At 29.2% G+C, this 22,344-nt stretch carries 22 protein-coding genes; 18 read left to right on the plus strand and 4 right to left on the minus strand.

Annotated elements, in window-relative coordinates; genetic code table 11:
* The first annotated feature begins 263 nt into the window (after positions 1-263).
* The 5 genes from JHL18_RS08000 (at position 264) to JHL18_RS08020 (ending at position 4,280) form a co-directional block, all read left to right on the plus strand.
* Positions 264-1,433, plus strand: a complete 1,170-nt coding sequence (locus JHL18_RS08000; RefSeq protein WP_200267914.1) for an alanyl-tRNA editing protein — start codon at positions 264-266, stop codon at positions 1,431-1,433.
* Positions 1,434-1,454: 21 nt separating this feature from the next.
* Positions 1,455-2,312, plus strand: coding sequence for a GNAT family N-acetyltransferase (locus JHL18_RS08005; RefSeq protein WP_200267916.1), 858 nt, complete (start codon positions 1,455-1,457; stop codon positions 2,310-2,312).
* Between the two features lie 120 nt (positions 2,313-2,432).
* Positions 2,433-3,455: a GH25 family lysozyme gene (locus JHL18_RS08010; protein ID WP_200267918.1), complete on the plus strand. Its 1,023-nt coding sequence runs from the start codon at positions 2,433-2,435 to the stop codon at positions 3,453-3,455.
* Between the two features lie 212 nt (positions 3,456-3,667).
* On the plus strand, positions 3,668-3,865 hold the full coding sequence (locus JHL18_RS08015; RefSeq protein WP_200267920.1) for a hypothetical protein: 198 nt from the start codon (positions 3,668-3,670) through the stop codon (positions 3,863-3,865).
* 259 nt (positions 3,866-4,124) lie between these two features.
* Entirely contained in the window at positions 4,125-4,280 is a 156-nt protein-coding gene (locus tag JHL18_RS08020; RefSeq protein WP_200267922.1) for a hypothetical protein, read from the plus strand.
* A 311-nt stretch (positions 4,281-4,591) separates the two neighbouring features.
* On the opposite strand, the gene JHL18_RS08025 is transcribed toward JHL18_RS08020, so the two are convergent.
* A complete protein-coding gene (locus tag JHL18_RS08025; RefSeq protein ID WP_243277831.1) occupies positions 4,592-4,780 on the minus strand; it encodes a YjfB family protein in 189 nt (62 codons plus the stop codon).
* 399 nt (positions 4,781-5,179) lie between these two features.
* Here JHL18_RS08025 and JHL18_RS08030 point away from each other — a divergent pair, with 399 nt between their 5' ends.
* From JHL18_RS08030 to JHL18_RS08055, 6 genes are all read left to right on the plus strand, one after another.
* Positions 5,180-6,025, plus strand: a complete 846-nt coding sequence (locus tag JHL18_RS08030; RefSeq protein ID WP_200267924.1) for a YitT family protein — start codon at positions 5,180-5,182, stop codon at positions 6,023-6,025.
* Between the two features lie 349 nt (positions 6,026-6,374).
* On the plus strand, positions 6,375-7,121 hold the full coding sequence (locus tag JHL18_RS08035) for a hypothetical protein (RefSeq protein WP_200267926.1): 747 nt from the start codon (positions 6,375-6,377) through the stop codon (positions 7,119-7,121).
* Between the two features lie 72 nt (positions 7,122-7,193).
* On the plus strand, positions 7,194-7,742 hold the full coding sequence (locus JHL18_RS08040; RefSeq protein ID WP_200267928.1) for a GNAT family N-acetyltransferase: 549 nt from the start codon (positions 7,194-7,196) through the stop codon (positions 7,740-7,742).
* 343 nt (positions 7,743-8,085) lie between these two features.
* Positions 8,086-8,700: a TetR/AcrR family transcriptional regulator gene (locus tag JHL18_RS08045; RefSeq protein ID WP_200267930.1), complete on the plus strand. Its 615-nt coding sequence runs from the start codon at positions 8,086-8,088 to the stop codon at positions 8,698-8,700.
* Positions 8,701-8,726: 26 nt separating this feature from the next.
* A complete protein-coding gene (locus JHL18_RS08050; RefSeq protein ID WP_207752991.1) occupies positions 8,727-9,608 on the plus strand; it encodes a hypothetical protein in 882 nt (293 codons plus the stop codon).
* Positions 9,609-9,610: 2 nt separating this feature from the next.
* On the plus strand, positions 9,611-10,096 hold the full coding sequence (locus JHL18_RS08055) for a flavodoxin domain-containing protein (RefSeq protein ID WP_200267932.1): 486 nt from the start codon (positions 9,611-9,613) through the stop codon (positions 10,094-10,096).
* A gap of 147 nt (positions 10,097-10,243) precedes the next feature.
* Here JHL18_RS08055 and JHL18_RS08060 read toward each other — a convergent pair whose 3' ends face one another.
* Entirely contained in the window at positions 10,244-11,056 is an 813-nt protein-coding gene (locus JHL18_RS08060) for a DUF368 domain-containing protein (protein WP_200267934.1), read from the minus strand.
* A gap of 308 nt (positions 11,057-11,364) precedes the next feature.
* On the opposite strand from JHL18_RS08060, the gene JHL18_RS08065 reads away from it, so the two are divergent.
* The 6 genes from JHL18_RS08065 to JHL18_RS08090 all read left to right on the plus strand — a co-directional run bounded on the left by JHL18_RS08065 (position 11,365) and on the right by JHL18_RS08090 (position 19,770).
* Positions 11,365-11,967, plus strand: coding sequence for a TetR/AcrR family transcriptional regulator (locus JHL18_RS08065; RefSeq protein WP_200267936.1), 603 nt, complete (start codon positions 11,365-11,367; stop codon positions 11,965-11,967).
* A gap of 169 nt (positions 11,968-12,136) precedes the next feature.
* Entirely contained in the window at positions 12,137-12,841 is a 705-nt protein-coding gene (locus JHL18_RS08070; protein ID WP_200267937.1) for an ABC transporter ATP-binding protein, read from the plus strand.
* Between the two features lie 2 nt (positions 12,842-12,843).
* Entirely contained in the window at positions 12,844-16,185 is a 3,342-nt protein-coding gene (locus tag JHL18_RS08075) for an ABC transporter permease (RefSeq protein WP_200267939.1), read from the plus strand.
* Positions 16,186-16,427: 242 nt separating this feature from the next.
* Positions 16,428-17,318: a D-alanine--D-alanine ligase gene (locus JHL18_RS08080; RefSeq protein ID WP_200267941.1), complete on the plus strand. Its 891-nt coding sequence runs from the start codon at positions 16,428-16,430 to the stop codon at positions 17,316-17,318.
* Between the two features lie 14 nt (positions 17,319-17,332).
* The gene (gene pdxR, locus JHL18_RS08085; protein ID WP_200267943.1) at positions 17,333-18,787 is read left to right on the plus strand and encodes a MocR-like pyridoxine biosynthesis transcription factor PdxR; all 1,455 of its coding nucleotides are present in this window, start codon (positions 17,333-17,335) and stop codon (positions 18,785-18,787) included.
* Between the two features lie 242 nt (positions 18,788-19,029).
* Complete coding sequence (locus JHL18_RS08090; protein ID WP_200267945.1) at positions 19,030-19,770, plus strand: N-acetylmuramoyl-L-alanine amidase family protein; 741 nt, start codon at positions 19,030-19,032, stop codon at positions 19,768-19,770.
* A gap of 40 nt (positions 19,771-19,810) precedes the next feature.
* Here JHL18_RS08090 and JHL18_RS25875 read toward each other — a convergent pair whose 3' ends face one another.
* Positions 19,811-20,164, minus strand: coding sequence for a DUF5658 family protein (locus tag JHL18_RS25875; RefSeq protein WP_338025457.1), 354 nt, complete (start codon positions 20,162-20,164; stop codon positions 19,811-19,813).
* A 304-nt stretch (positions 20,165-20,468) separates the two neighbouring features.
* Between JHL18_RS25875 and JHL18_RS08095 the strand changes: the two genes are divergently transcribed.
* Positions 20,469-20,768 (plus strand): Dabb family protein, encoded by a 300-nt coding sequence (locus JHL18_RS08095; protein ID WP_200267947.1) that lies wholly within the window; start codon positions 20,469-20,471, stop codon positions 20,766-20,768.
* Positions 20,769-20,900: 132 nt separating this feature from the next.
* On the opposite strand, the gene JHL18_RS08100 is transcribed toward JHL18_RS08095, so the two are convergent.
* A complete protein-coding gene (locus tag JHL18_RS08100) occupies positions 20,901-22,187 on the minus strand; it encodes a methyl-accepting chemotaxis protein (protein WP_200267948.1) in 1,287 nt (428 codons plus the stop codon).
* Between the last annotated feature and the right edge of the window lie 157 nt (positions 22,188-22,344).

The following is a 22,344-nucleotide window of genomic DNA, read 5'->3' on the forward strand; positions in this document are numbered from 1 at the left end:
AAAGATTCTACTTTTAAATGATTTCTACCCATAATTCAACCACCTTTCTCCGTATGTTTAGTATTTGAAGAAAAATTGTGGTTATTCAGTATAACTTAAACTTAGACCTAGGATACCTATATATAGGATTCTAACTTCAATTGTTAGTTTATATAGTGGCAAAGATTCTAAGATATCGGCATTTTCAAACAACAATAAATTAAGTTTTTGTAATGGGAACTTATAAGTTAGATAATAAGCTAATGAAAATTGGGGGGATTAATATGACTGAAAAGTTATTTTATAAAGATCCATATATATGTGAAGCGGATTGCGAAATTGAAAGTATATTAGATAAAGGTGATAAATTTGAAATTGTCCTTAAAAGAACTCCTTTTTATCCAGAAGGTGGAGGACAGCCAAATGATTTTGGATACATTAATGACATTGAAGTAAGTTATGTATATGAAGAAGATGACGTGATATATCACGTGGTTGATAGAAAACCGGAAGGAAGCGTAGTCAAGTGTAAAGTTGATTACGAGAGAAGGGTGGATCATATCCAGCAGCATTCAGGTGAACACTTATTGTCAGCTGCCTTTTTTAAACTTTTTAGAGTATCCAATGCAGGATTCCATCTAGGAGAAGACTATGTGACAATTGATATGGAACTAAAAGATGCCACTAAAGAAATGATAAAGAGTATAGAAAAAGAAGTTAACTTATACGTATTTAAGAACGAACCAATCAAAACATATTTTTTATCAAAAGATGAGGCACTAAAGCTTCCACTTAGAAAAGAGATAAAAGCAGAAGGAAATAATATAAGAATGGTTCAAGTGGGTGAAAACACTGATTTTAGTGCTTGTTGCGGAACACATGCAAATAGAACTGGAGAGATTGGTCTTGTAAAGATAATAAAGTATGAAAAATATAAAGGTATGACTAGAGTCTATTTTAAATGTGGACTCAGAGCATTAAAAGATTATCAAATAAAGCATGACTATATAGTTGATTTAACAAGAACTCTTTCTGCAGATCCATCAGAAATAAGTAATAAGATAAAGAATCAGAAGGAAGAAATCATAGATCTTAAAAAGAAGGTTGGAAGTTTATATAGCACTTTAGCTTTAAGTAAAGCTCAAGAACTTCTGAATGGTGCCAATGATAAATTTATAATAGCTCAATATGAAGATGAAGATTTTGAGCTTTTAGAAAAAATATGTGATGAATTTAAAGAAAAAGATTTTATATTAATTTTAAGTTCTTTAAGATATAAAAAATTAATATTAGCCCAAAATGGAACTTTTGATTTTGAGTGTGGGAAGATATTCAAAGAAACTTTGAAAGAGTTTGGAGGCAAAGGTGGAGGAAATGCTAAAAGAGCTCAAGCTAGCTTTGAAGACAAAAACTCACTTAATAAATATATAGAGTATTTAAAAGAAAATCTTTAAAAAGAAATTGGAGGATTATTTTTGATAATAAAAGAATTCAGTGAACTAAACGAGGAATTAATTAATTCTATAAGAATTTTAGAAAATGTTTGTAAAGAACATGATGGTTTAAATGGGGATATGTTTTTAGACAACTCATTAAACTTTAACAAGGATATAAAAAATTTATTTATGGCATATGAGGATGACATTTTAGTGAGTGTTTTATATATGTTCCTTCCAACTAAGGCTGAAGCAGAAATATCAGCATATACTCATCCAAAGTATAGAAATAAAGGGTGTTTTAAAGCTTTACTTCATAGAGCAAGTGAAGAGACTAAAAAATATGGTATAAAGGATTTATTATTTGTTTGTGAGAGTCAATCAAAGGATGGAAAAGAAACTATAAAAAATCTTAAGGCTGATTATGATTTTACAGAATATCTTTTAAAATTTAATAGAGACTGTAAAAAAATAACTCCGTCAGATTTAATTAGGATTAGAAAGGCATCTTATGATGATGCTGAAAAAATTATTGATGTTAGTGTTGATGCTTTTGATGATAGTTATGAAGTTGCTGAAAGCTTTGCAGTGAAAACTTTAGAAGCTGCAGATAGAGAAATTTATGTGGCAGAATTGAATAATCAGATTATTGGTTCATGTTCTGTAAGCTATGATGGAAATGATATATTTTTATTTGGTTTTGCAATAGCTAAGGTTAATCAAGGTAAGGGGATGGGAAAAGAAACTCTGATGAAATTAATTGAAGTTTTATGTAGGGATGAAAGCAAAAATATTTTTATTGAAGTAGATAGTGGAAATGATATAGCTTTTAATTTATATAAAAAATGTGGTTTTGAGATAAAAACTGCTTTTGAGTACCACAGAAAAACCATGTAGTCAATAACAAAAGAATATTAATTTTATACTGATAATTACTCCATAAAAAATATGACTATAATGTACAAAAAGGGACCAAAATTGCACATTTTTTCATATATATTAATAGGGAGGGATATTATGTATAAAGGAATTGATATTTCAAATTACCAAACTAATGTTGATTATGCTCGAGTAAAAAATAGCGGAATACAAGCCGCCTATCTAAAAGCGTCTGAAGGTGTAACTTATAAAGATACGATGATGGCTACTCATTATCATGGATTAAAAGCGCAAGGCATATTAGTTGGATTCTATCACTTTTTTAGGGCAAGAAGTGTTGAAAATGCAATAGATCAAGCTAACTTTTTTGTGGAAGCAACAAAAGGATATAGTGTTGACTTAAAATATACCTGCGATGTAGAAACTACTGAAGGACTAGATAAAAATCTTTTAAGTAGCTGTGTTAGAACTTTTATTGATAGAGTGAAGGAATTGACTGGAGTTGAATGTATAGTATATACGGGAAGCTACTTCTCAAAAAATAATTTAACAGAGATATTGAAAGGTACTCAATTGTGGCTAGCTCATTACACTAATGGAACACCTAGCTGGAATACGAATATTTGGGATACCTGGAGTGGATGGCAATATACCTCTTCAGGTTCAGTTAGTGGTATTTTCGGTGGGGTTGATATGAATCAATTTAAGGAAGATTTATTGACAGGAAGGACAACACCACCAGTAATACCAACTCAACCTATTGGTCAAGTAAGTGGAGCAAATGCAGTCGTAAAAAATGACTGGTTCTATGGAAGAACCATTAACGGTGATATTGAACAAGGAAGAATAGTTGACATTGGAGATAGAATAAAAATTATTGATGTTTCCTACAGTAGGCAGCTTAACCTAATTGAATATCCTATACCAGGAGGTACAAGACAAACTTATATAAGAAATGTTGTAGCTAATATTGGTTATTTAAATGCTCCAATTTATATAAGTGGTTTTAGACAAGTATATGATAGATTTTCAGGTGCAAATATAGGAAGCGTTAATAGTGAAAATGTCATTGTTTTAGAGGACTTGGGAAATGGTAGACTAAACGTAGTATATAGTACTGACAAAGGACCATGGACTAAATCAGGAGTAATAACAAGATAAGAATTAAGCTTAGAAGTTTTTGCTTCTGAGCTTTTTTATTGAATAAAACGGCTTCAGCAAATTTATTAATTCATTGAATGGAGTAGTACTTAAAATTTATCAAATTATAATTTTAGATTAAACCTTGATAAAACTATAAAAATATAGCATATGCGAACTTGTGTTTGCATATCGTAATGATATATATTATAATAATATTGAGGTGATTAGTAATGGATATATTAAAAAGTGCTTTAGAATTTCATAGGCCTGTTACGATTATCTACATGGACAAAGACAGAAAAATAACAAGAAGAAATATTCAAGTATTAGGTATAAAAGGTGAGAATGTCGAAGCATTTTGCTACCTAAGAAGACAAAAACGTTACTTTAAAAAAGAAAATATTCTTGCTGCAGAATATATACACTAATAATTGTTGAGTTAAAAACCTTATAAAGTATTCCAATAAAAGAAAAGTATACGTATATTGATTAGTACCTCCTATTTTAATAAAGGATAATTATATAGGTTCTAGAGAAAATATATATAGATGGATTTAATAATACATCTATATATTATTGCAATTACTGAAAGCTTTTAAAATTTATTTAGGGTAAATATTTAAGATTATGAAAACTTAAGTAAGGCAATAGAAAATATATTTATATTTAATATTGGAGGTGTGATTAATGATACGCGAAATCGTAGGAGTTTCAACTTTAATAAACATGTTAGGTAATGAAAAGAAACCAAAGAAAACATTTCCTTCTAAAACTATTAGTTTTTTAGGAACAGCTACAGGTGTAGGTGTTGCAACTTATATGCTAGTAAGAAAAAAAATATAAAAAAGTACTAAGTTCAATAAAATGGAAATAATCCAAACTCTAAATAAAATTTAGCGTTTGGATTATTTTGGTTTTAGCATTGACCACAGTGAGTAATTTAAGACATATAAACTAAAGCTAAATAATTTGAAACTGAGGATATACTTCAAATTACTGATTTATATGTCTTTAGATTAGCTACGATATTATATTGTGCATATTTTAGCATTTTATTCAAAAAAACTCCTGCTTTTATCAATCTAAAAAACGCAAATTATTAAAACTTGCTTACAGTGTTAAAGCGTAGAAGGACTGGAGAAAATCCAGCCCTTCTACGCTTTAACATCTAAGTTACTACCTAGATTAGGGTTTGTGCTTAGTTCCATCATCTTAATTAGATTTTGTGAATCTTCTTTAGAACTATCAAGAGTTTTTTTTACTAATGAAATACTGACGGCTTGAGCTAAACTATCCTGCTTCATTCCTATAGATAATGACGCTATATCTGTAATAATATCCAAGATATCATCTCCTATATGAATATATAAATAAACGTAATACCACTATCTTTAAACTTATTAAATTATAGGGGATTCTATGAAAAAATATTGTTTAAAGAAGTGGTATATTTAATATATCGTAATAAAAATAAGAAACTTAACCAATAAAGATCAACATTTGGATAAATAGGCATAAAACATTAAAAAAATTTTAAACATTGACAGAAGGCCCAACTTTGGATAATATTATGTTATAAATAAAAGACGTTCGCAGAAAAGTGTTTCTGTGTAATGAGAGCATATAAATCTTAAATTGTTAATTGGTGAAGGAAGCCTGTTACATATTTTGATTTATGTGCTCTTTTTTGTTGAAAATAACTTGGACATTTTCTTATGTTAAATGACGGGAGGAGACATTACATGAAAAATAAAATTAAAGATTTTTTACTGCTTTTTATTGGATCTGTTTTAGTAGCTTTAGGAACATATTTTTTTCTAGCACCAAATAAGATAGCTGCAGGTGGAATAAGTGGTATAGCTATTATTATTAATAGTTTAATACCTAGTCTTCCAATAGGTGGGCTTATGATGTGTATGGAAGTGATATTGTTTTTAGTAGGTATCCTGGTGATTGGACCTTTTTTTGGTGGAAAAACAATATTTTGTAGTTTTTCTATTTCTGGAGCTATACTAATTTTAGAAGAAGTATTTCCTAATATTAAACCTATAAGTGATGATGTGCTAATACAGCTAATTTTTGGAGTGTTAATTTGTGGACTAGGTATGGGAATAGTTTTTAATCAAAATGCATCAACTGGTGGAACTGATATAATAGCAAAGATAATTAACAAGTATTTCAATATATCTATTGGCAACTCACTTCTAGCTGCAGATATTATTATAACTATTGCAGCTACATCAATTTTTGGGATTAACATAGGCCTTTATTCAATACTTGGTGTAATAATAAACTGTACACTTATAGACAAAGTAATTAAAACTTTAAACACATATAAGCAAGTTGCAATAATAAGTTCCCAAGGTGAAGAAATTAAAAGATATATAATGGATATATTAGAAAGAAGTGCAACGATTTACTATGCAAAAGGTGCTTATAATAACAATGAAAGTGAAGTCATAACTACAGTTCTTAGTAGAAAACAGTTTGTTCAGTTGAAGGAGTATATTAGCAGTATTGATGATAGAGCTTTTATTACAATTAATGAAGTCCATGAGGTAGTTGGTGAAGGTTTTACATTTAGTTAACTTAGAGTTCCTATGTAGAAACTTAATTTATACTTGTTCGAAAATCCCGGCTTCTGGGGATTATCGGGCATGTATAAATTAATAGTTGAGATTGGAACTCTATAAAAATAAATAAATTGAATTTTTAAAGTTATCATATTATGAATTCTAAAGGCTAGTAAATAACACTAAATTATTTACTAGCCTTTAACTTTGCAAAAAAAAAGTTTTTTGTTCGACAATCTTCCTGTAAATCTGCGGTGAAAATACTTTATAATATACAAGTATGTATATTTATACTAAAAAAGTGTTTAAAGTTACGTGGCTTTTTATTCATATATTACAGAGGTATCTATTAGGGGGAGTTAGAGTGCTTAAAAATTTTTTTTATAATATAGATAGAGTGAGAGGTTTTGTAAATAAAGTAATAATTATTTTGCTGATACTTAGTGCTGCTTTGTTATATACTTTCGGGCTATCGGTAGTAATGGACAAGTTAGTGGTTAGTAATAGGATTGCAGAAAGCTTCTTGATTGTAAATAGCAAATTTAATACTATAGTTTATTCCACCATACCAATTGTTATTATTATAATGCTAGTTTTGTATGTTGCAATCTTAATGCTCATAAATCGAGAGGGATCCTATATATTTCAGTTTGGCCAGATTAATAAGATTCCACAAAAAAGGAAATTTGGATTATTAAAATTTAGTTTTATATTTGTTTTTATTCTTTTAATCCTTAGCTTCTGGTTTTACTATACTGTGAAGAATTATTATGAACTTTTGCCCAGTAAGATAGTACGACATAATATTATTGAGTCCAAAGAACTTACATATAACTATGGAGATATAAAATACTGTGATATTAAGATAAAGACTAGAGGAAAGAACGATTCGAAATTAGTATATAATATTAAATTTAATGATGGAAGTTCGTTTGACGCAGCTCATAACATTTATAATGAAGGAAGCTATATAGGAGCGATTGGCGTATTGGATAATATAATATTAGATAAAAAAATCAAAAAAAATATAGACAAACAAAATTATTATTTGTTGCTTAATGGTAAGGATGAAGATGAAATAAAGATTTATCAAAGAATTTTCAATGAATAAAAGTTTTAAGATTGAAATATAGAAAGGTTAATTTGTATAACTTTATTTATATATTAGACAGGGGATTTATATATGTTTAATTTTATAAAAAGTAATCTACCAATAAAGGTTTCAGAAAAGTATAAAATACGTCTTATTGAAGCAAAGGATAAAGAAAATCTTTTTGAAGTTTATAGCAATGAAAAAGTGGCGAAATATATTAGCAGAAGCATACATAAAGATATTAAAGATACAGAAATGTTTATGGACACTATTTCAAATAGAAACAGAAACGGTGATAACTTATATTTAGGTATATGCGAGGATAAAACAGATAAGATTATCGGGGTAGTAAGGTTTTTTATCAAGGATGATGAGAAAGCTATAACAATTGGATATGGTTTAAATGAAGAATATTGGGGAAAAGGGATTATTCCACAATCAATTGACGCTGTGATTAATGTAATAAAATACAATTATAAGGGAATTAGACTGAGAGCTACTATAAGAACGGATAATTATAAATCTATTAAATGCATTGAAAAATTAGGATTTCAATTTCATAGCAAATTCATTAAGACTGATAATGGGGTAGAGGATATATTGCAAAGAGAAAGATTATTATATTTTAAAAAACTATAGGATTAATAGTATAAATGAAACCACTAGTTATTTTATTCATATAGATGAACCACTTCATAATTGAATTTATATTTTCAAAAACTCCTCTCAGAACCCAGAGGAGTTTTGAAAATAGATTTAGGATTGAAGTGGTTCATCTTTAGTAGTAAATTAACTAGTGGTTTTTTGTATTTTTAAGAAAGCTAACGATTCAATATTTTAGATTTCTAAATTATATAATTATTTATAAAAAGATTATATTCATTATATTTGGTAATTGACACCAATATTTAACGGTGATATGATGTGTTTAACGGTGTTAAATAATTTAACTTAGTTAAAATTGTGAATAGGAGTTTTAAATTTGGGAATTCAAGATAGAAGAGAAAGAGAAAGACAAGAAAAGAGAGAACTTATATTAAAAGCAGCAAAAGACATTATAAACACAGAAGGAATAGACGGTGTTACTGTAAGGAAAATAGCAGATAAAATAGAATATACTGCACCAATTATATATCATTACTTTAAGGATAAAGATGAAATAATTGACTGCATAATGAGGGATGGGTATAAAAGGATTATTGAGTCTATATCAATTATGGAAAATAGTGATGCTGAACCTGCAATTAGAATAGAAGATGGATTAAGAAATTATATAAAGATGGCTTTAAAAATGAAAGAAGAGTATAGAAATTTGCTTTTAAATAGCTCACCAAATGTACTTCAACATACGTCTGTACTATTTGAAGGGGCATCAAAAGAGCGGAAAGCTATAGGGATACTATGTAAGTGTATAGAAAGCCTATGGGGTGAAAGTTATATTGATAAAAGTAAAATAGAACTTACAGCTCAAGTTATATGGACATCAACTTTTGGCCTAATAATAAGGCTTATGATTGAAGACTTTATTACTATTGACCAAAAAGAAAAGCTTATCAATTGTCATATTGAAGCGGTTTTCAAAATATTAAAATACTAAAATATTATTAAAGTGAGGTTAATTAGATGAAATTAAGAATATCTGTAAAAATTCTTTCGGTCTTAATAGCACTTTTATCACTTTTAGCGGCAATATACGGTGTTTTTTCTAATCAAATTTATGATAAAACTGAATTTACAACAATTGGTGGGGAAATTGTTAAAATGTATGGAAGAGGTATATATCATAACGATTCTGTTTCTATAGCTTCTCAAGCAATTTCTCAAGATATAGTTACGATAATTTTAGCAGTGCCACTTCTAATTATTTCATTGTTTTTATCAAACAGAGGGCTCATGAAGGGTAGACTGCTACTTACAGGGACATTAGGTTACTTTTTTTACACCTATACATCCTACAGTTTTCTGTCTATGTATAATAAGTTTTTCTTAGTTTATGTAGCTTTAATGTCTATGAGTTTTTTCACACTTACACTGATGATTACTTCTTTTGATATAGACAGCATTAAATCCTATTTTAGTGATAAGATTCCGAGAAAGTTTATAGGAGGATTTTTATTGTTTATGTCTTTTAGCGTTGGTTTAATGTGGATTGGTAAGATTGGAACAGCATTTATAAAAGGAGGATATCCAGAAGGACTAGAGTATTATACCACTTTGCCTATACAAGCGCTTGATCTAGGTTTTGTTGTTCCAATAGCAACTATCTCAGGGATTTTATTAATTAAAAATAAGTCATTAGGGTATCTTTTAGCTCCGATAATGATCATTAAGGAAATCTCTATGCTTACAGCTATAACGGCTATGATAATTGGTCAGATATATTCAGGTATTTCAATGTCAGTAGGGGAGATCATTATATTTCCATGTTTCAATTTAATTGTTATTTATTGTCTGTATCTTGTAATTAGTAATGTTAAAGAAAATAATCATATGGTTAGGAGATAATTATGAAAAGTTTAATTATTTATGCCACTAAATATGGTACAGTTGAAAAAGCTTCAAATCTTATAAAAGATAAAATGAAAGGGGAAGTAGTAATGGTTAATATTCTTAAGCAAGAACCCCCTTCTACAGTTGAATTTGATAATATAATATTAGGCGGATCAATATATATAGGAAATATACAAAAGAAGTTAAAACAATTTGCAATAAACCATGAAGAAGAGCTTTTAATGAAGCGAGTAGGACTTTTTATATGTGGAGGTGCTGATAAGGAAGAGGAAAAGTATAAAGAATTAAAAAATGCATTTCCGTCTAAATTATTCGAAAATGCTATATGTAAATGCCAATTTGGATATGAATATAAGTTTGAGAAATTAAATTTTTTCGAAAAAGCAATGATTAAAAAGATAACAGGAATCAAAGATAGTGTATATAAACTTTCAGAAGAATCAATAGAAAAATTTACAAATATTATGAATGAATCTATATAGTAATTTGTTGATGTGTATTAAAAAAAGTTCAGTGAAGTATGATTTACTGAACTTTTTTACTGTATAGGAAGCTATAAAATTTTCATGTTAACTAAACTTAGATATTTTGATGGTTTCAGAAGCTTTTTTATCAGAATAAATATTTATTTAATAAGCATCACCTTTTTTACCTAATAAAAATATGATAATAAAGCCTATGATAAAAGCTAATATAGAAGTTAATATATTAATTCCTGATGGTATGCCTGGATAAACTGATATCAAAGATCCACCAACAAAACCAATTATAAGCATATAAGCTTTACTTGGATATGCTACTAAAAACTTTTCTATAAGTTTAGTTGAAGCTAAGGTTCCAGCTAATATTCCTAAAGCTATAGGTATAAGAAAAGTAATGTTAAGCGTATTTATGGATCTTAAAGTTACTTCATATAAACCTAAGGCTAAAAGCATAAAAGAAGCGCTAATGCCAGGAAGTACTAAAGCTACTGCAATTATGATTCCTGCAATAAATAGAAATAAAAAGTTTCCGCTGCCTTCGGTTGAGGCCATTGTAGTAACAACTTCTGGATCTGACCCAAGAAGAAGAACAATGATAAAGCCTAATGCAAATAAAAAATAATCGCTTATAGGTCTTTTAGTACCTGTGCCAGTTTTTTTATATAAAACCGGTAATCCACCGAGTATGATCCCTATAAATAAAAATTGCATAGTATGTGGAAATTTACTTAGAGCGGTTTCTAAAAGGCTGCTCAAAAGACCTATACCTAAGATAGCGCCAATCCCTATTTGTCCTAAAAACAATATACTTTTCCGCCAATTTGTAAAAAATGAACTGATTGAGTGTATTAAATCATCATACACTCCTAGTATTATTGCCATAGTTCCTCCACTTACCCCAGGTACTAAAGTAGCTATACCTATAAAGATACCTTTCAAAACATTCTTAGCGTACTGCATCAAAACACTCCTTATTAAAGAATTTAATTATAATATATGGTTAAAGTAACTGTTTAACAAGAAGAATTATACTATATAGCCTGTAAAAGTTAAAGTGTCAATATTATTCATGAATAATAAGTTAATAAAAAGTAAACATGTTTATAATGTTCATGTATACATACAATTAAGATATATAGCCAATTACGTTTATCTAATAGAAATTAAATATAAATCCACTTAACATAGGTTTAACATTAGTTTTATACCTTAAGTTGACATTGACTTTTTTTAAGAGTAAAATTTTAAAAGTGAACGGAGGTTTTCTAATGCAATATCAAAAGGATGAAGTCAGAAAAAGTATTATAGATGAAGCAATAAAGGAATTTAATATTAAGGGGTATAAAGCTGCTTCTATAAGGAATATAGCCAAAAATTCTGGTACTTCAGTTGGAAATATATATAAATATTTTGCCAGTAAAGAAGAATTATATGAAAATCTTATAGGTGCAGTCTATCATAAAGTTATGGAGTACATAAATCAATTCAAAAAGGTAGAACTTAATGATAAGGCTGAAGACATATTCTATAATCTTTTGGAAAAAATAATGGAGATATTTGATGATAATAGAATAGAACTAGCTATCTTACTTAATAAAAGTGAAGGTTCAAAATACGAAAATTGTAAGGTTACTTTTGTAGATTTTATTACTAGAGTAGTTACAGAAGTAATGGAGTACGGTTTAAGTATTCAAAATAAAAAGCTTAAAGATAATTTTATAATATATCTTCTTTCTTACAGTTTAGTTGAGAGTATTTCAATTACTTTAAAAGAAAAAAGTGATGAAACTGAAGTTCGAAAGTTAATATTAAATTTAATTGATATCTTTTATAAGGATGTAATAGATAAGCTTGAGTATGATCAATTATAAAAGGTTTGACAAAATAGGACTGTTAGTTTGATTTCATTGTTTTGTATATAGGCATAGCTTACGTTTAGAATGTTGTTACTTAAGAGTTTCTCTGTAGAAAAAAGTAGTAACATAAATTTTTAAAGTAAAAGAGAACGAAAGTTCACAAATAATTTTGGAGGGAAAGTCAATGGGGAGTTTTATCGAGTTAAAAAATGTTAGGAAAAGTTATACCATGGGTGAAGTTGTAATTAAAGCAGTTGATGATGTTTCCTTTTCCATAGAAAAAGGGGAATTTGTCATTGTGCTTGGTGCCAGTGGTGCTGGAAAGTCTACTATTCTTAATCTTCTAGGCGGCATGGATCATGTAACTGAGGGTAAAATTTATGTGGATGGAAATGAAATAAGCAGCTACAATACTAAAATGCTGACGAAGTATAGAAGAGAAGATATTGGATTCGTATTTCAGTTTTATAATTTAGTGCAAAACCTCAATGCAGTAGAAAATGTTGAACTTGCTGTTGAAATATGTAAAGAACCTATGAACCCAGTAGAAGTACTAAAAAATGTAGGACTTGAGCATAGAGTTAACAATTTCCCTTCTCAGCTTTCTGGAGGAGAACAACAAAGAGTGTCAATTGCAAGGGCTCTTGCAAAAAATCCTAAGTTATTACTTTGTGATGAACCTACAGGTGCATTAGACTATAATACTGGTAAATCAATATTGAAACTTCTTTCTGACACCTCTAAAAAATACAATATGACTGTAATTGTAATTACACACAACACAGCTATAGCACCAATTGCTGATAAAATAATAACCGTTAAAAGTGGTAAGGTAGAAAGTGTTAAAACTAATTCCAATCCTGTACCAATAGAAAGCATTGAGTGGTAAATATGAAAAAGACATTTTTTAAAAATTTATTCAGAGATATTAGAAAGACACTTTCAAGATTTTTATCCATAGTTATTATAATAGCGGTTGGCGTATCTTTTTACGCAGGTGTTAGAGCTACTAGTCCAGATATGAAAAGCTCTGCAGATTCATATTTTAACAGCAACAATTTGATGGATTTTAAACTTATATCAACCCTAGGGCTTACTAAAGATGATTTAGAAGAAGTAAAAAAGCAAAAGGGTGTAACAGAAGCTGAAGGAGCATACTCTCTTGATGCGGTTATTGTGAAAGAAGATCATTCTTTAGTACTCAATATTAATACCCTTCCGTCAGAAAGTGGAATTAACTCAATAAAATTGGTAGAGGGAAAAAGACCTCAGAGCAGTAACGAGGTCGTTGCAGAAGATAAGTTTTTAAAGGAAAACAATCTTAAAATAGGTGATAAGATTAAACTTCAATCAGGTAACGATACAAATATAGAAGACAATTTAAACAATACTGAATTCGAAATAGTGGGTTCAGCAAAATCTCCTATGTATGTTTCAGGTCAAAGACAATTAAGTTCTGTAGGAAATGGAGCAGTTAGAGGATTTGTATATATCTTACCTGAGGTGTTTAAAAGTGAGGTCTTTACAGAAATATATGTAAGAACTGAAAGCGAAGAATCAAAAAATAGTCTTCTAGAAAATGAGAAATATAAAGAAGCTATATCAAGTATAGAAAAAGGTTTTAAGAATCTTGGATTAAAAAGAAGCGAAGTTAGATATGCGGATGTAATGAAAACCGCTGAGGATAAGCTGAAGGAAGGAGAAGATAAGCTTAACAGTTCAAAAAAGGAAGCAGCAGATAAATTTGCTGATGCCCATAAAAAGCTGGAAGATGGAAGAATTAAACTTGAACAAGGTAAAGCTGAACTTAAGAAAAATGAAGATTTATACAACAAGAAAATCTCCGATGGAGAAAAGCAAATAGCGGACGGAAAAAAAGCAATTCAAGCTGGAGAAACAAAGCTAAATGCTAGTGCCATTGAAATTGAAAATGGAAAGACTGCACTAGCTGGAGGGAAGAAGCAACTTGAGGATAGTTTAGCAAAGGTAACTGAAGGCAAAAAGCTTGCGGCAGCTGGGATCTCCGCTGGAATTGAAGGACAGATATCACAATTAAAAGCTACATTAGCAAAAGACCCTACGAATCCAATGCTTATAGCGCAGTTTAATACTCTAAATCAAGCTTATGATGCTGGAATAAAGGGAAAAGACTTTGATTCTATGTACAGTTTCTTGAAAAGCAGTGGTATGTTGGCTCAATTACCAAATTCTAAAGATCTTGATGAACTTAATAGTTCTTCAATTCAAATTAATAATGCAAGAGCGGAAATATCTTCTAAGGAGAATACTCTTATTGCAGGAGAGAAGCAACTTGTAGCAGGTAGAAGTGAACTAGAAAGCAGCAAGAAAAAAATTGCTGATGCTGAAGCTGAACTTATTAAGGGAAAAAATGAAGGTGCTACTAAGCTAAAGGATGGGAAAAAGAAACTTGAAGATGGTGAAAAAGAGTTAAGTGAAAATACCAGCAAATTGAAAGATGAAGAAGAAAAGGCAAATGCTAAAATAAAAGATGCTGAAGAAGAAATACAGAAAAATAGGGATAAATTAAAAGATATAAAGAATCCAGAATGGTACGTACTAGGAAGATCACAGAATGTAGGTTATGAAAATTATAGACAGGATAGTGATAGAATCGATAATATCGGCAAAGCCTTTCCTTTGATATTTTTCTTAGTTGCTGCACTTGTAAGTCTTACAACAATGACCAGAATGGTCCAGGAAAATAGAATAGAGATAGGTACTTTTAAGGCATTAGGCTATTCAAGAGCATCCATTGTTGCTCACTATTTAATTTATTCTCTATCAGCCAGTGTTCTAGGAAGTGTCATAGGAGTTTCTTTTGGATTTAAGTTATTTCCTCCACTTATAATGAATGCATATACTTCACTTTACGCAATACCAGATTCACTAGCACCATTTAACACTAAGTTAGCATTAGAGGCAGGACTTATTGCTATATTATTTACAACTGTTGCTGCAGTTGCAGCTACATTAGATGAACTTAGAGAAGTTCCTGCTTCACTACTTAGACCTAAGCCACCTAAATCAGGTAAAAAGATTTTTCTTGAAAGATTACCTTTCATATGGAAGAGACTAAGCTTTACGAGAAAGGTCACTGCAAGGAATATATTTAGATATAAGCAGAGATTTTTTATGACAGTTATAGGAATAGCTGCTTGTACAGGACTTATGATAACAGGCTATGGGCTTAAGGACGGCATACTTGGTGCAGTAGAAAAGCAATTTAACGATATTTATATTTATGATATGCAAACCTCACTTACTCAAAATGTTGATAAGGATGAGAAAAAGAGTATTGAAGATAAAATTAATAGCAATGAGAAAGTTAAATCAACGCTATTCACTTACTCGAAAAATTCAACAATTAAGAAAGCTGATTCATCTAATGAAGATGCATATGTAGTTGTTCCAGAGAGAAGTGATGAGTTAAGTAATTATATAAACCTTTCTATTAAAGGTAAGAAACTTAAGCTCTCTGATGATGGTGTTATAGTTACTGAAAAGTTATCAAAGCTAGTTAATAAAAAAGTTGGAGATACTATCGAAATAACTATTAATGATAAAGTAATGAAGGCTAAGATTTTTGAAATAACTGAACATTATGTTCAACACTATGTATATATGAGTTCTAATTATTATAAAAAGCTTTCGGGGGAAGATGTTAAGTATAATGGATTTTTTGCATTAATTAAAGATAAATCCAAAGATACAGAAAATAAGATAGCAGAAAGTTTTAACAACATAGATAAGGTTGGATCTACAAGCTTTAAGAATAGTACGCACGTTGACTTCAATAAGAGTATGGATAGTATAAATTCAGTTGTATTGATACTTATAGCATCTGCAGGTGTTCTTGCTTTTGTTGTAATCTATAATCTTACTAATATTAATATAAGTGAAAGAAGAAGAGAACTAGCAACAATAAAATTGCTTGGATTTTATAATCATGAACTAGCGGCATATATATACAGAGAAAATATGATATTAACTGTAATAGGAAGTATAACTGGTATAGCAGTAGGGATATTTATTAATAATTTTGTTGTGTCTGCAGCAGAAACTAATGTAATAATGTTTTTAAGAACTATAAAGCCTATTTATTTCTTATATTCAGTGTTATTAACAATATTATTCTCTATTATAGTTAATTTAGCTATGTATAAAAGATTTGATAAAATAGATATGATTGAATCTTTAAAGAATGCAGAATAAATTATTAACGGTTTATTCTTAAAATAGTAATACTGTGTTAATAATATGATTATACAATTAAGATAGTAAGACAATCGACCACACAAGTTAGTAAAAAACAGTTGGATCCCCCCATCCTGCTGTTTTTTTGCGTTTAAAGAAATAATAAATACCACACGTCTATAAAACTCTACAGTTAGTGGTACTTAAAAAATATCAGCTTAGTGTATATACTTATATTAAAACTAGAAGGAGTGATGTTTATGAAGGTTGGAGTTTTAATGGGTGGTATATCATCAGAAAGAGAAATATCTTTGATGTCAGGAAAAGAAATTGTTGAAAATTTAGATATAGATAAATATGATGTTGTTCCAATAGTTATAGATTCTAAGATTGATATATTTGAAAAGGCAAAAGATATTGATTTTGCGTTTATTGCTCTCCATGGTGCCTTTGGAGAAGATGGCACTGTTCAGAGCATACTTGAGACTATGAAAATACCGTACTCTGGCTCTGATGTTTTAACTAGTGCAATTTGCATGAGTAAGAAACAAGCTAAGAGGATAATGAAAAACCAAGGTATAAATGTAGCTCAAGATATAAACTTAAAAAATAAGAATTTTTCAATTTTTAATATAGAAAAGTTAAGATACCCTATGGTAGTCAAACCTAATTCTGGGGGATCAAGTGTTGGAACTTATATAGTAAAAGATAGAACAGAGTTAATTAGTGCAATTGACGAAGCATTTAAATATGATAAAGAAGTTTTAGTTGAACAGTATCTGCAAGGAGAAGAGTATACAATACCTATATTAAATGGTAAGATTATGCCTATATTACAAATCAAAACAAAGGAAACCTTTTTTGATTATAAAGCCAAATATTTTGATGATAAAACCCAGGAGGTTGTAGTAAAACTACCTAAGGAGCTAGAAGAACAAATGGAAAGTATAGCTATAAATTGTTGGGATATATTTGATTGCAAATCATATGTTAGAGTTGATATTATAGTAAGTGATGGGATTGCATATGTGCTAGAACTCAATACAGCACCTGGAATGACAAAAACATCCTTGTTTCCTAGAAGTGCAAAAGCAGCAAATATGGAGTATTCAGAGCTTTTAGATAAAATAATTGAATATTCCTTAATTTAAGAGGTGATATATATTTGATTTTTTCTTCGTTTGAATTTAATAAAAAAGAACCTTTTTATATACAGATAGAAAATCATATAAAAGAAAGTCTAAATAGCGGCTTACTTCAAAAAGGGAGTAAGCTGCCTTCTACAAGGGAAGTTAGCGAACTATTAAGTATAAGTCGAAGCACTGTTGTTACAGCTTATGAGAATTTAGAAAGCGAGGGTATAATTAAAAGCTTGAAAGGCAAAGGAACCTTCGTATCTTTGGAGCTTAAGAGTGAAGATAAAACCTTTAATATAAAATGGAATTTAAAAGTAAATAAGTATGCAAATATCTGTGAAAGTTTAGATATAATAAAAACTGAATTACCATGGGAAAGAGGTATGATTTCATTTAAAAGTATAGCTCCAGATGAAACTTTGTTTGATACGGAAGAATTTAAGCGGTCTTTTTTAAGCACTTGGTCTTTTCAAGGAGACAAGTTACTTAATTATGGATACGCTCAAGGCTATAAACCACTTGTTGAATATCTATTAATGTATATGGCTAATAAGGGTGTGAATACTGAGGGTAAAGATATTCTAATTACAAATGGATTTACTGAAGCTTTTGATATACTTATAAATTCATTAACAGAGCCAGGTGATAAAGTAATATGTGAAAATCCAACCCATAATACAGCATTAAAAATAATGAGAGCTCATGAGCTTAATGTTCTTGGAGTAGAAATGACACAAGAAGGTATGGATATTAAAAAACTTGAAGATAAATTAATAAATGAAAAACCTAAGCTCGGGTTTATAATACCATCATACCATAATCCTACAGGGATAGTTATGAAAGGAGAACATAGAAAAAAAGTACTTAATTTATTTGAAAAATATTCTGTGCCTATAATAGAGGACGGATTTAATGAAGAGCTTTTGTATTCAAGTTCACATGTGCCGCCTCTGGCAAGTTTATGTAATAAAGGAAATGGAGTTATATATATAGGCAGCCTTTCTAAAATACTTTTTCCAGGTCTTAGAATTGGATGGATCTTGGCAGATAAGAAACTTATAAGTACGTTAGAAAGTGTGAAAAGAGCTAGAAATATACACAGTTCCTTCTTAGATCAAGCCCTGCTATTCAATTATATGAATAGTGGAGCCTTCAACAAGTATCTTAAGAAGGTGAGAAAACATTATAGAGAAAAGTATAATTTTACTTTGTCTGCAGTTATAAAGCATATACCAAATGAATTTATCATGGGAGAAGGAGGCCTTCATATATTTGTTAAGCTTAAAGGAATTAGTAGCAGAAAGGTACTTGAAGGTTGTTATAAACGAGGAGTAGTATTTACACCTGGTGATATTTTTTATACTGATTGTAGTGGAGAGGATACATTACGATTAGGTTTTTCTAAAGTTAGCTTACAAGATATTGAAAAAGGTATAAAAGTAATAGGTGAGGAGATTAACAAAATAAAATTACCTACAGAATAGATGAAAAGAATAAAAAAGAAAAATATATTCGCCTGCCATATTTTCCTCATATCAATTCGGAAAGGCAGATGCGTAAAAAAATAACTAACAAAATTCGTGTTAGCTATTTTTTTATGTAATAAATTTTACACTTAATACATATATTTATTGTTTACACATTTAAAAAAAAGATGTAATATAATATATAAATATGGAAAAAAATACAAAGAAAGTCTATAGCTATATGGTTAGGAGATTTTTAAATGAAAAAGAAGAGAAAACGTTATAAAATTAGGATTGAAAGGCTTGCATTTTCAGTTTCTGTAATTTCTATGCTTATTCTATTAGTATTAAATGGTGCCATATCAATATTTACTTCTAATAAGGATAAAATCGATGATACTACTCTATTAGTCAAATCTAAACAAAACTTTATAGTCTGCATTGATCCTGGTCACGGAGCATATGATAGAGGTGCAGAAAGTGCTAATGGAGTATTTGAAAAAGATGTAGTACTAAAAGTTGGACTAAAAGTGGGACAAATTCTCGAAAATAATAATATAAAAGTTGTGTATACAAGAAAAGATGATAAAACAATATTAGGATCAGATGATAGAGAAGATTTAAAGAAACGTGTGCAGATATCCCATGATAATAAAGCTGACCTATTCGTTTCGATTCATTGTAACAGTTATAAGGATACATCAATTAAAGGTATCGAGTTATGGTGTAATGAACCAAATACAAAAGCTGAATTATTAGCGAAGGATATTCAGGAGGAGCTTTATAAATTAAAGTATACTGAAAAACGCAATATTAAGTATCAAAGTAACTCTCTATTATATGTACTTAAAAATAATGATGCAATTTCAGCTTTAGTTGAAATTGGATATCTGTCAAATAAAGAAGATAGTAAATTTATAACTTCAAAAGATGGACAGGCTAAATGTGCAGAAGCTATAGCAAAAGCTATCCTAACCTTTAAGGATAATATAAAAAAATAAGGGCAATAATCATGTGATTAGAGCCTTTATTTTTTTTTATTTACTTTATATAGAATGTTAATATTATAAGCCAAATTAAATGAGAAATGTTTATTAAGGAATAGAAAATCATACAAACTATTATTATTTTATTTGAATATACTAGTTGATTTATAGTTGCCTTTTTCATTCTATTATATATGAATACAATTAAAGAGGCTGGAATTAATAGCTTAAATAGAACAGCTAAAATAGGAGTTTTGAGTGTTGCGGCAACTAGCGAATTACCTTCGTAAAAGTACCCGCTATTAACTAATATAATTGTAAAGAATATATCTGACACATTAAGAAGATATATAAGTAATAACTTCTGTTTTATAATTGATAAATTATGGTTTTTCATAAAGTTAAACATAAAATCACTCCTTATAAATACTAGGATTTCCCATTTTAAGATAGAATATAATAAATAAATCGTAAGTGTGTTATAAAAAAACAAAAAGCTTTTAAATTACACTCATACAGGGTTGATCAAGGTTAAAAGCTTAAACTTGCAAATAATATTTTTTTCAAATAAAATAAAATTAGATAAACTTTAATATTGATTTACAGCTTCATATTGAAATTTATATTTTTAAATTCTCATCATAGAACCTAGGTGAGTATAAAAATATAGTTGGAATTGAAGTAGTATAGCTTTAGAGCAAGGAGAGATTGATATGATTAAACATATAGTAATGTGGAAGTTAAAGGATTACGCAGAAGGAAATGATAAACAATTTAATGCAAATGAGATTAAAATACGATTAGAGGCTTTAAAAGATAAAATTAGTGAGATAGGGAAAATTGAAGTTGGAATAAATAATAACTCTGCTAATTCTTATGATGTAGTTTTATATTCAGAATTTGAAAGTTATGAAAGTTTAAATAGCTACCAAAATCATCCTTCACACTTAGAGGTAGCAGCCTTTGTTAAAGCAGTTAACGTGGATAGAGCCTGTGTTGATTATGAAGCTTAAGTTATTGATGATTTGTATAACATTAGTTTGAAATAAAGTAAAAAGCTAGGCCCATATATAAAGTAACTTTAAGTTTTTTAGTTAAAGTAACTTTAGTTATATATGAGTCTAGCTTTTTTAAATTAAAAATTATTAGGAAATTTTGAATTTGCTTGTAAGGTCATTTAAATCTTTCGCAATGTCGTTCAAATGATTTGATGTATTGAGAACTTGTTCGATATTGGCATTTTGTTCTTGAAGTGAGGCTGAAATTTCTTCAGTATTTGCAGCTGATTCTTCAGCAACTGCTGCTATTTCTTCAATTGTACTTACAACATTATCTTTATTTTCATTAACCTTATTTATTTTACCTATCAGTAGGTTAACCTTATCTAACATATTGTCAACATCACTTTTAATTGAAGTGAAGGTCTTACCAGTTTCATCAGATACTTGTCCAGTTTTATGTATTGTGTTTGACGCTTCAGTCATATATCTTTCAGTTTCAGAAATCATAGCTTGGAAATCATTGATTATAACTTCTATTTCTTTTGTGGATTGTTCTGTTTCAGTCGCAAGTTTCTTAATCTCGTTTGCAACTACAGCAAATCCCCTGCCTGATTCACCAGCTCTAGCCGATTCTATTGATGCATTTAAGGCTAATAGATTTATTTGACTTGCGATATCGTTTATGGTATTTGTAATGCTGCTTATATGATTTGACTGTTCTTTTAAATTGTTAATCCTCACAGCTACCTTATCGGATACAATCTCGTTTTCTTTTATAGTATCCACAAGTTGATTTATATTTCTAATTCCAGCATCGTTAGAGTGCTTTGTTTTATCTATATATTGTTTTATTACCGTTGTAGATTCTCCTATATTGTTTATATCATCAGCTAAGTGCTCGAGTTTTTCTGTACCATTTAAAGTACTGCTTGATAATTCGTTTGAGGCAGTAGCTATTCCATTCACTGCGCTAGTTATAGATTCGATGGTACAAACATTTTGTTCAACAATCTTGTTCATATCTTCTGAACCTGTAGCAACTTTATTTGAGCTCTCAATTATAGCTAAAATTAAGTTTCTAAGTTCCTCTCTCATTTTAGACACAGAGGTAGCTATTTGATTTATTTCATCATTTCCTTTTATTTTGTGTAATGTATCGTATGCATTTTGATCAACACTAAAGTCAAAATCAGCTGTTCTGTTAAGTATCTTCGTAACAACTGAAATATTTGTTGAAATTTTATAAGTAAGAAAAGATGCAAAAGCCATACTTATTAAAACGATTGGTGCCGCAATTATGAAAATTATATCTAAGTTGTCTTTGCTTATATGTCCCTTTATAACGAGATACATGTAAATTATTATAAATATACTACTTGTAACTACCGCTCCAAAAGAATACATAAGCTTTTTTCTGATTGAGGATTTCATGTTATTACCACCTTATTCAAATTGTATTTTTTCATAAATTAATATTTGATTGATGCTTCACCTCCAAAAATAGATAAATTTATACACTATAGTGCATATTATACAACTAATTTTTATAAGATTACAATATAGTACATTGGTTTACATTGGAATTTTA

The organism is Clostridium yunnanense, from assembly GCF_016595795.1.
Lineage (GTDB): Bacteria > Bacillota > Clostridia > Clostridiales > Clostridiaceae > Clostridium_AR > Clostridium_AR yunnanense.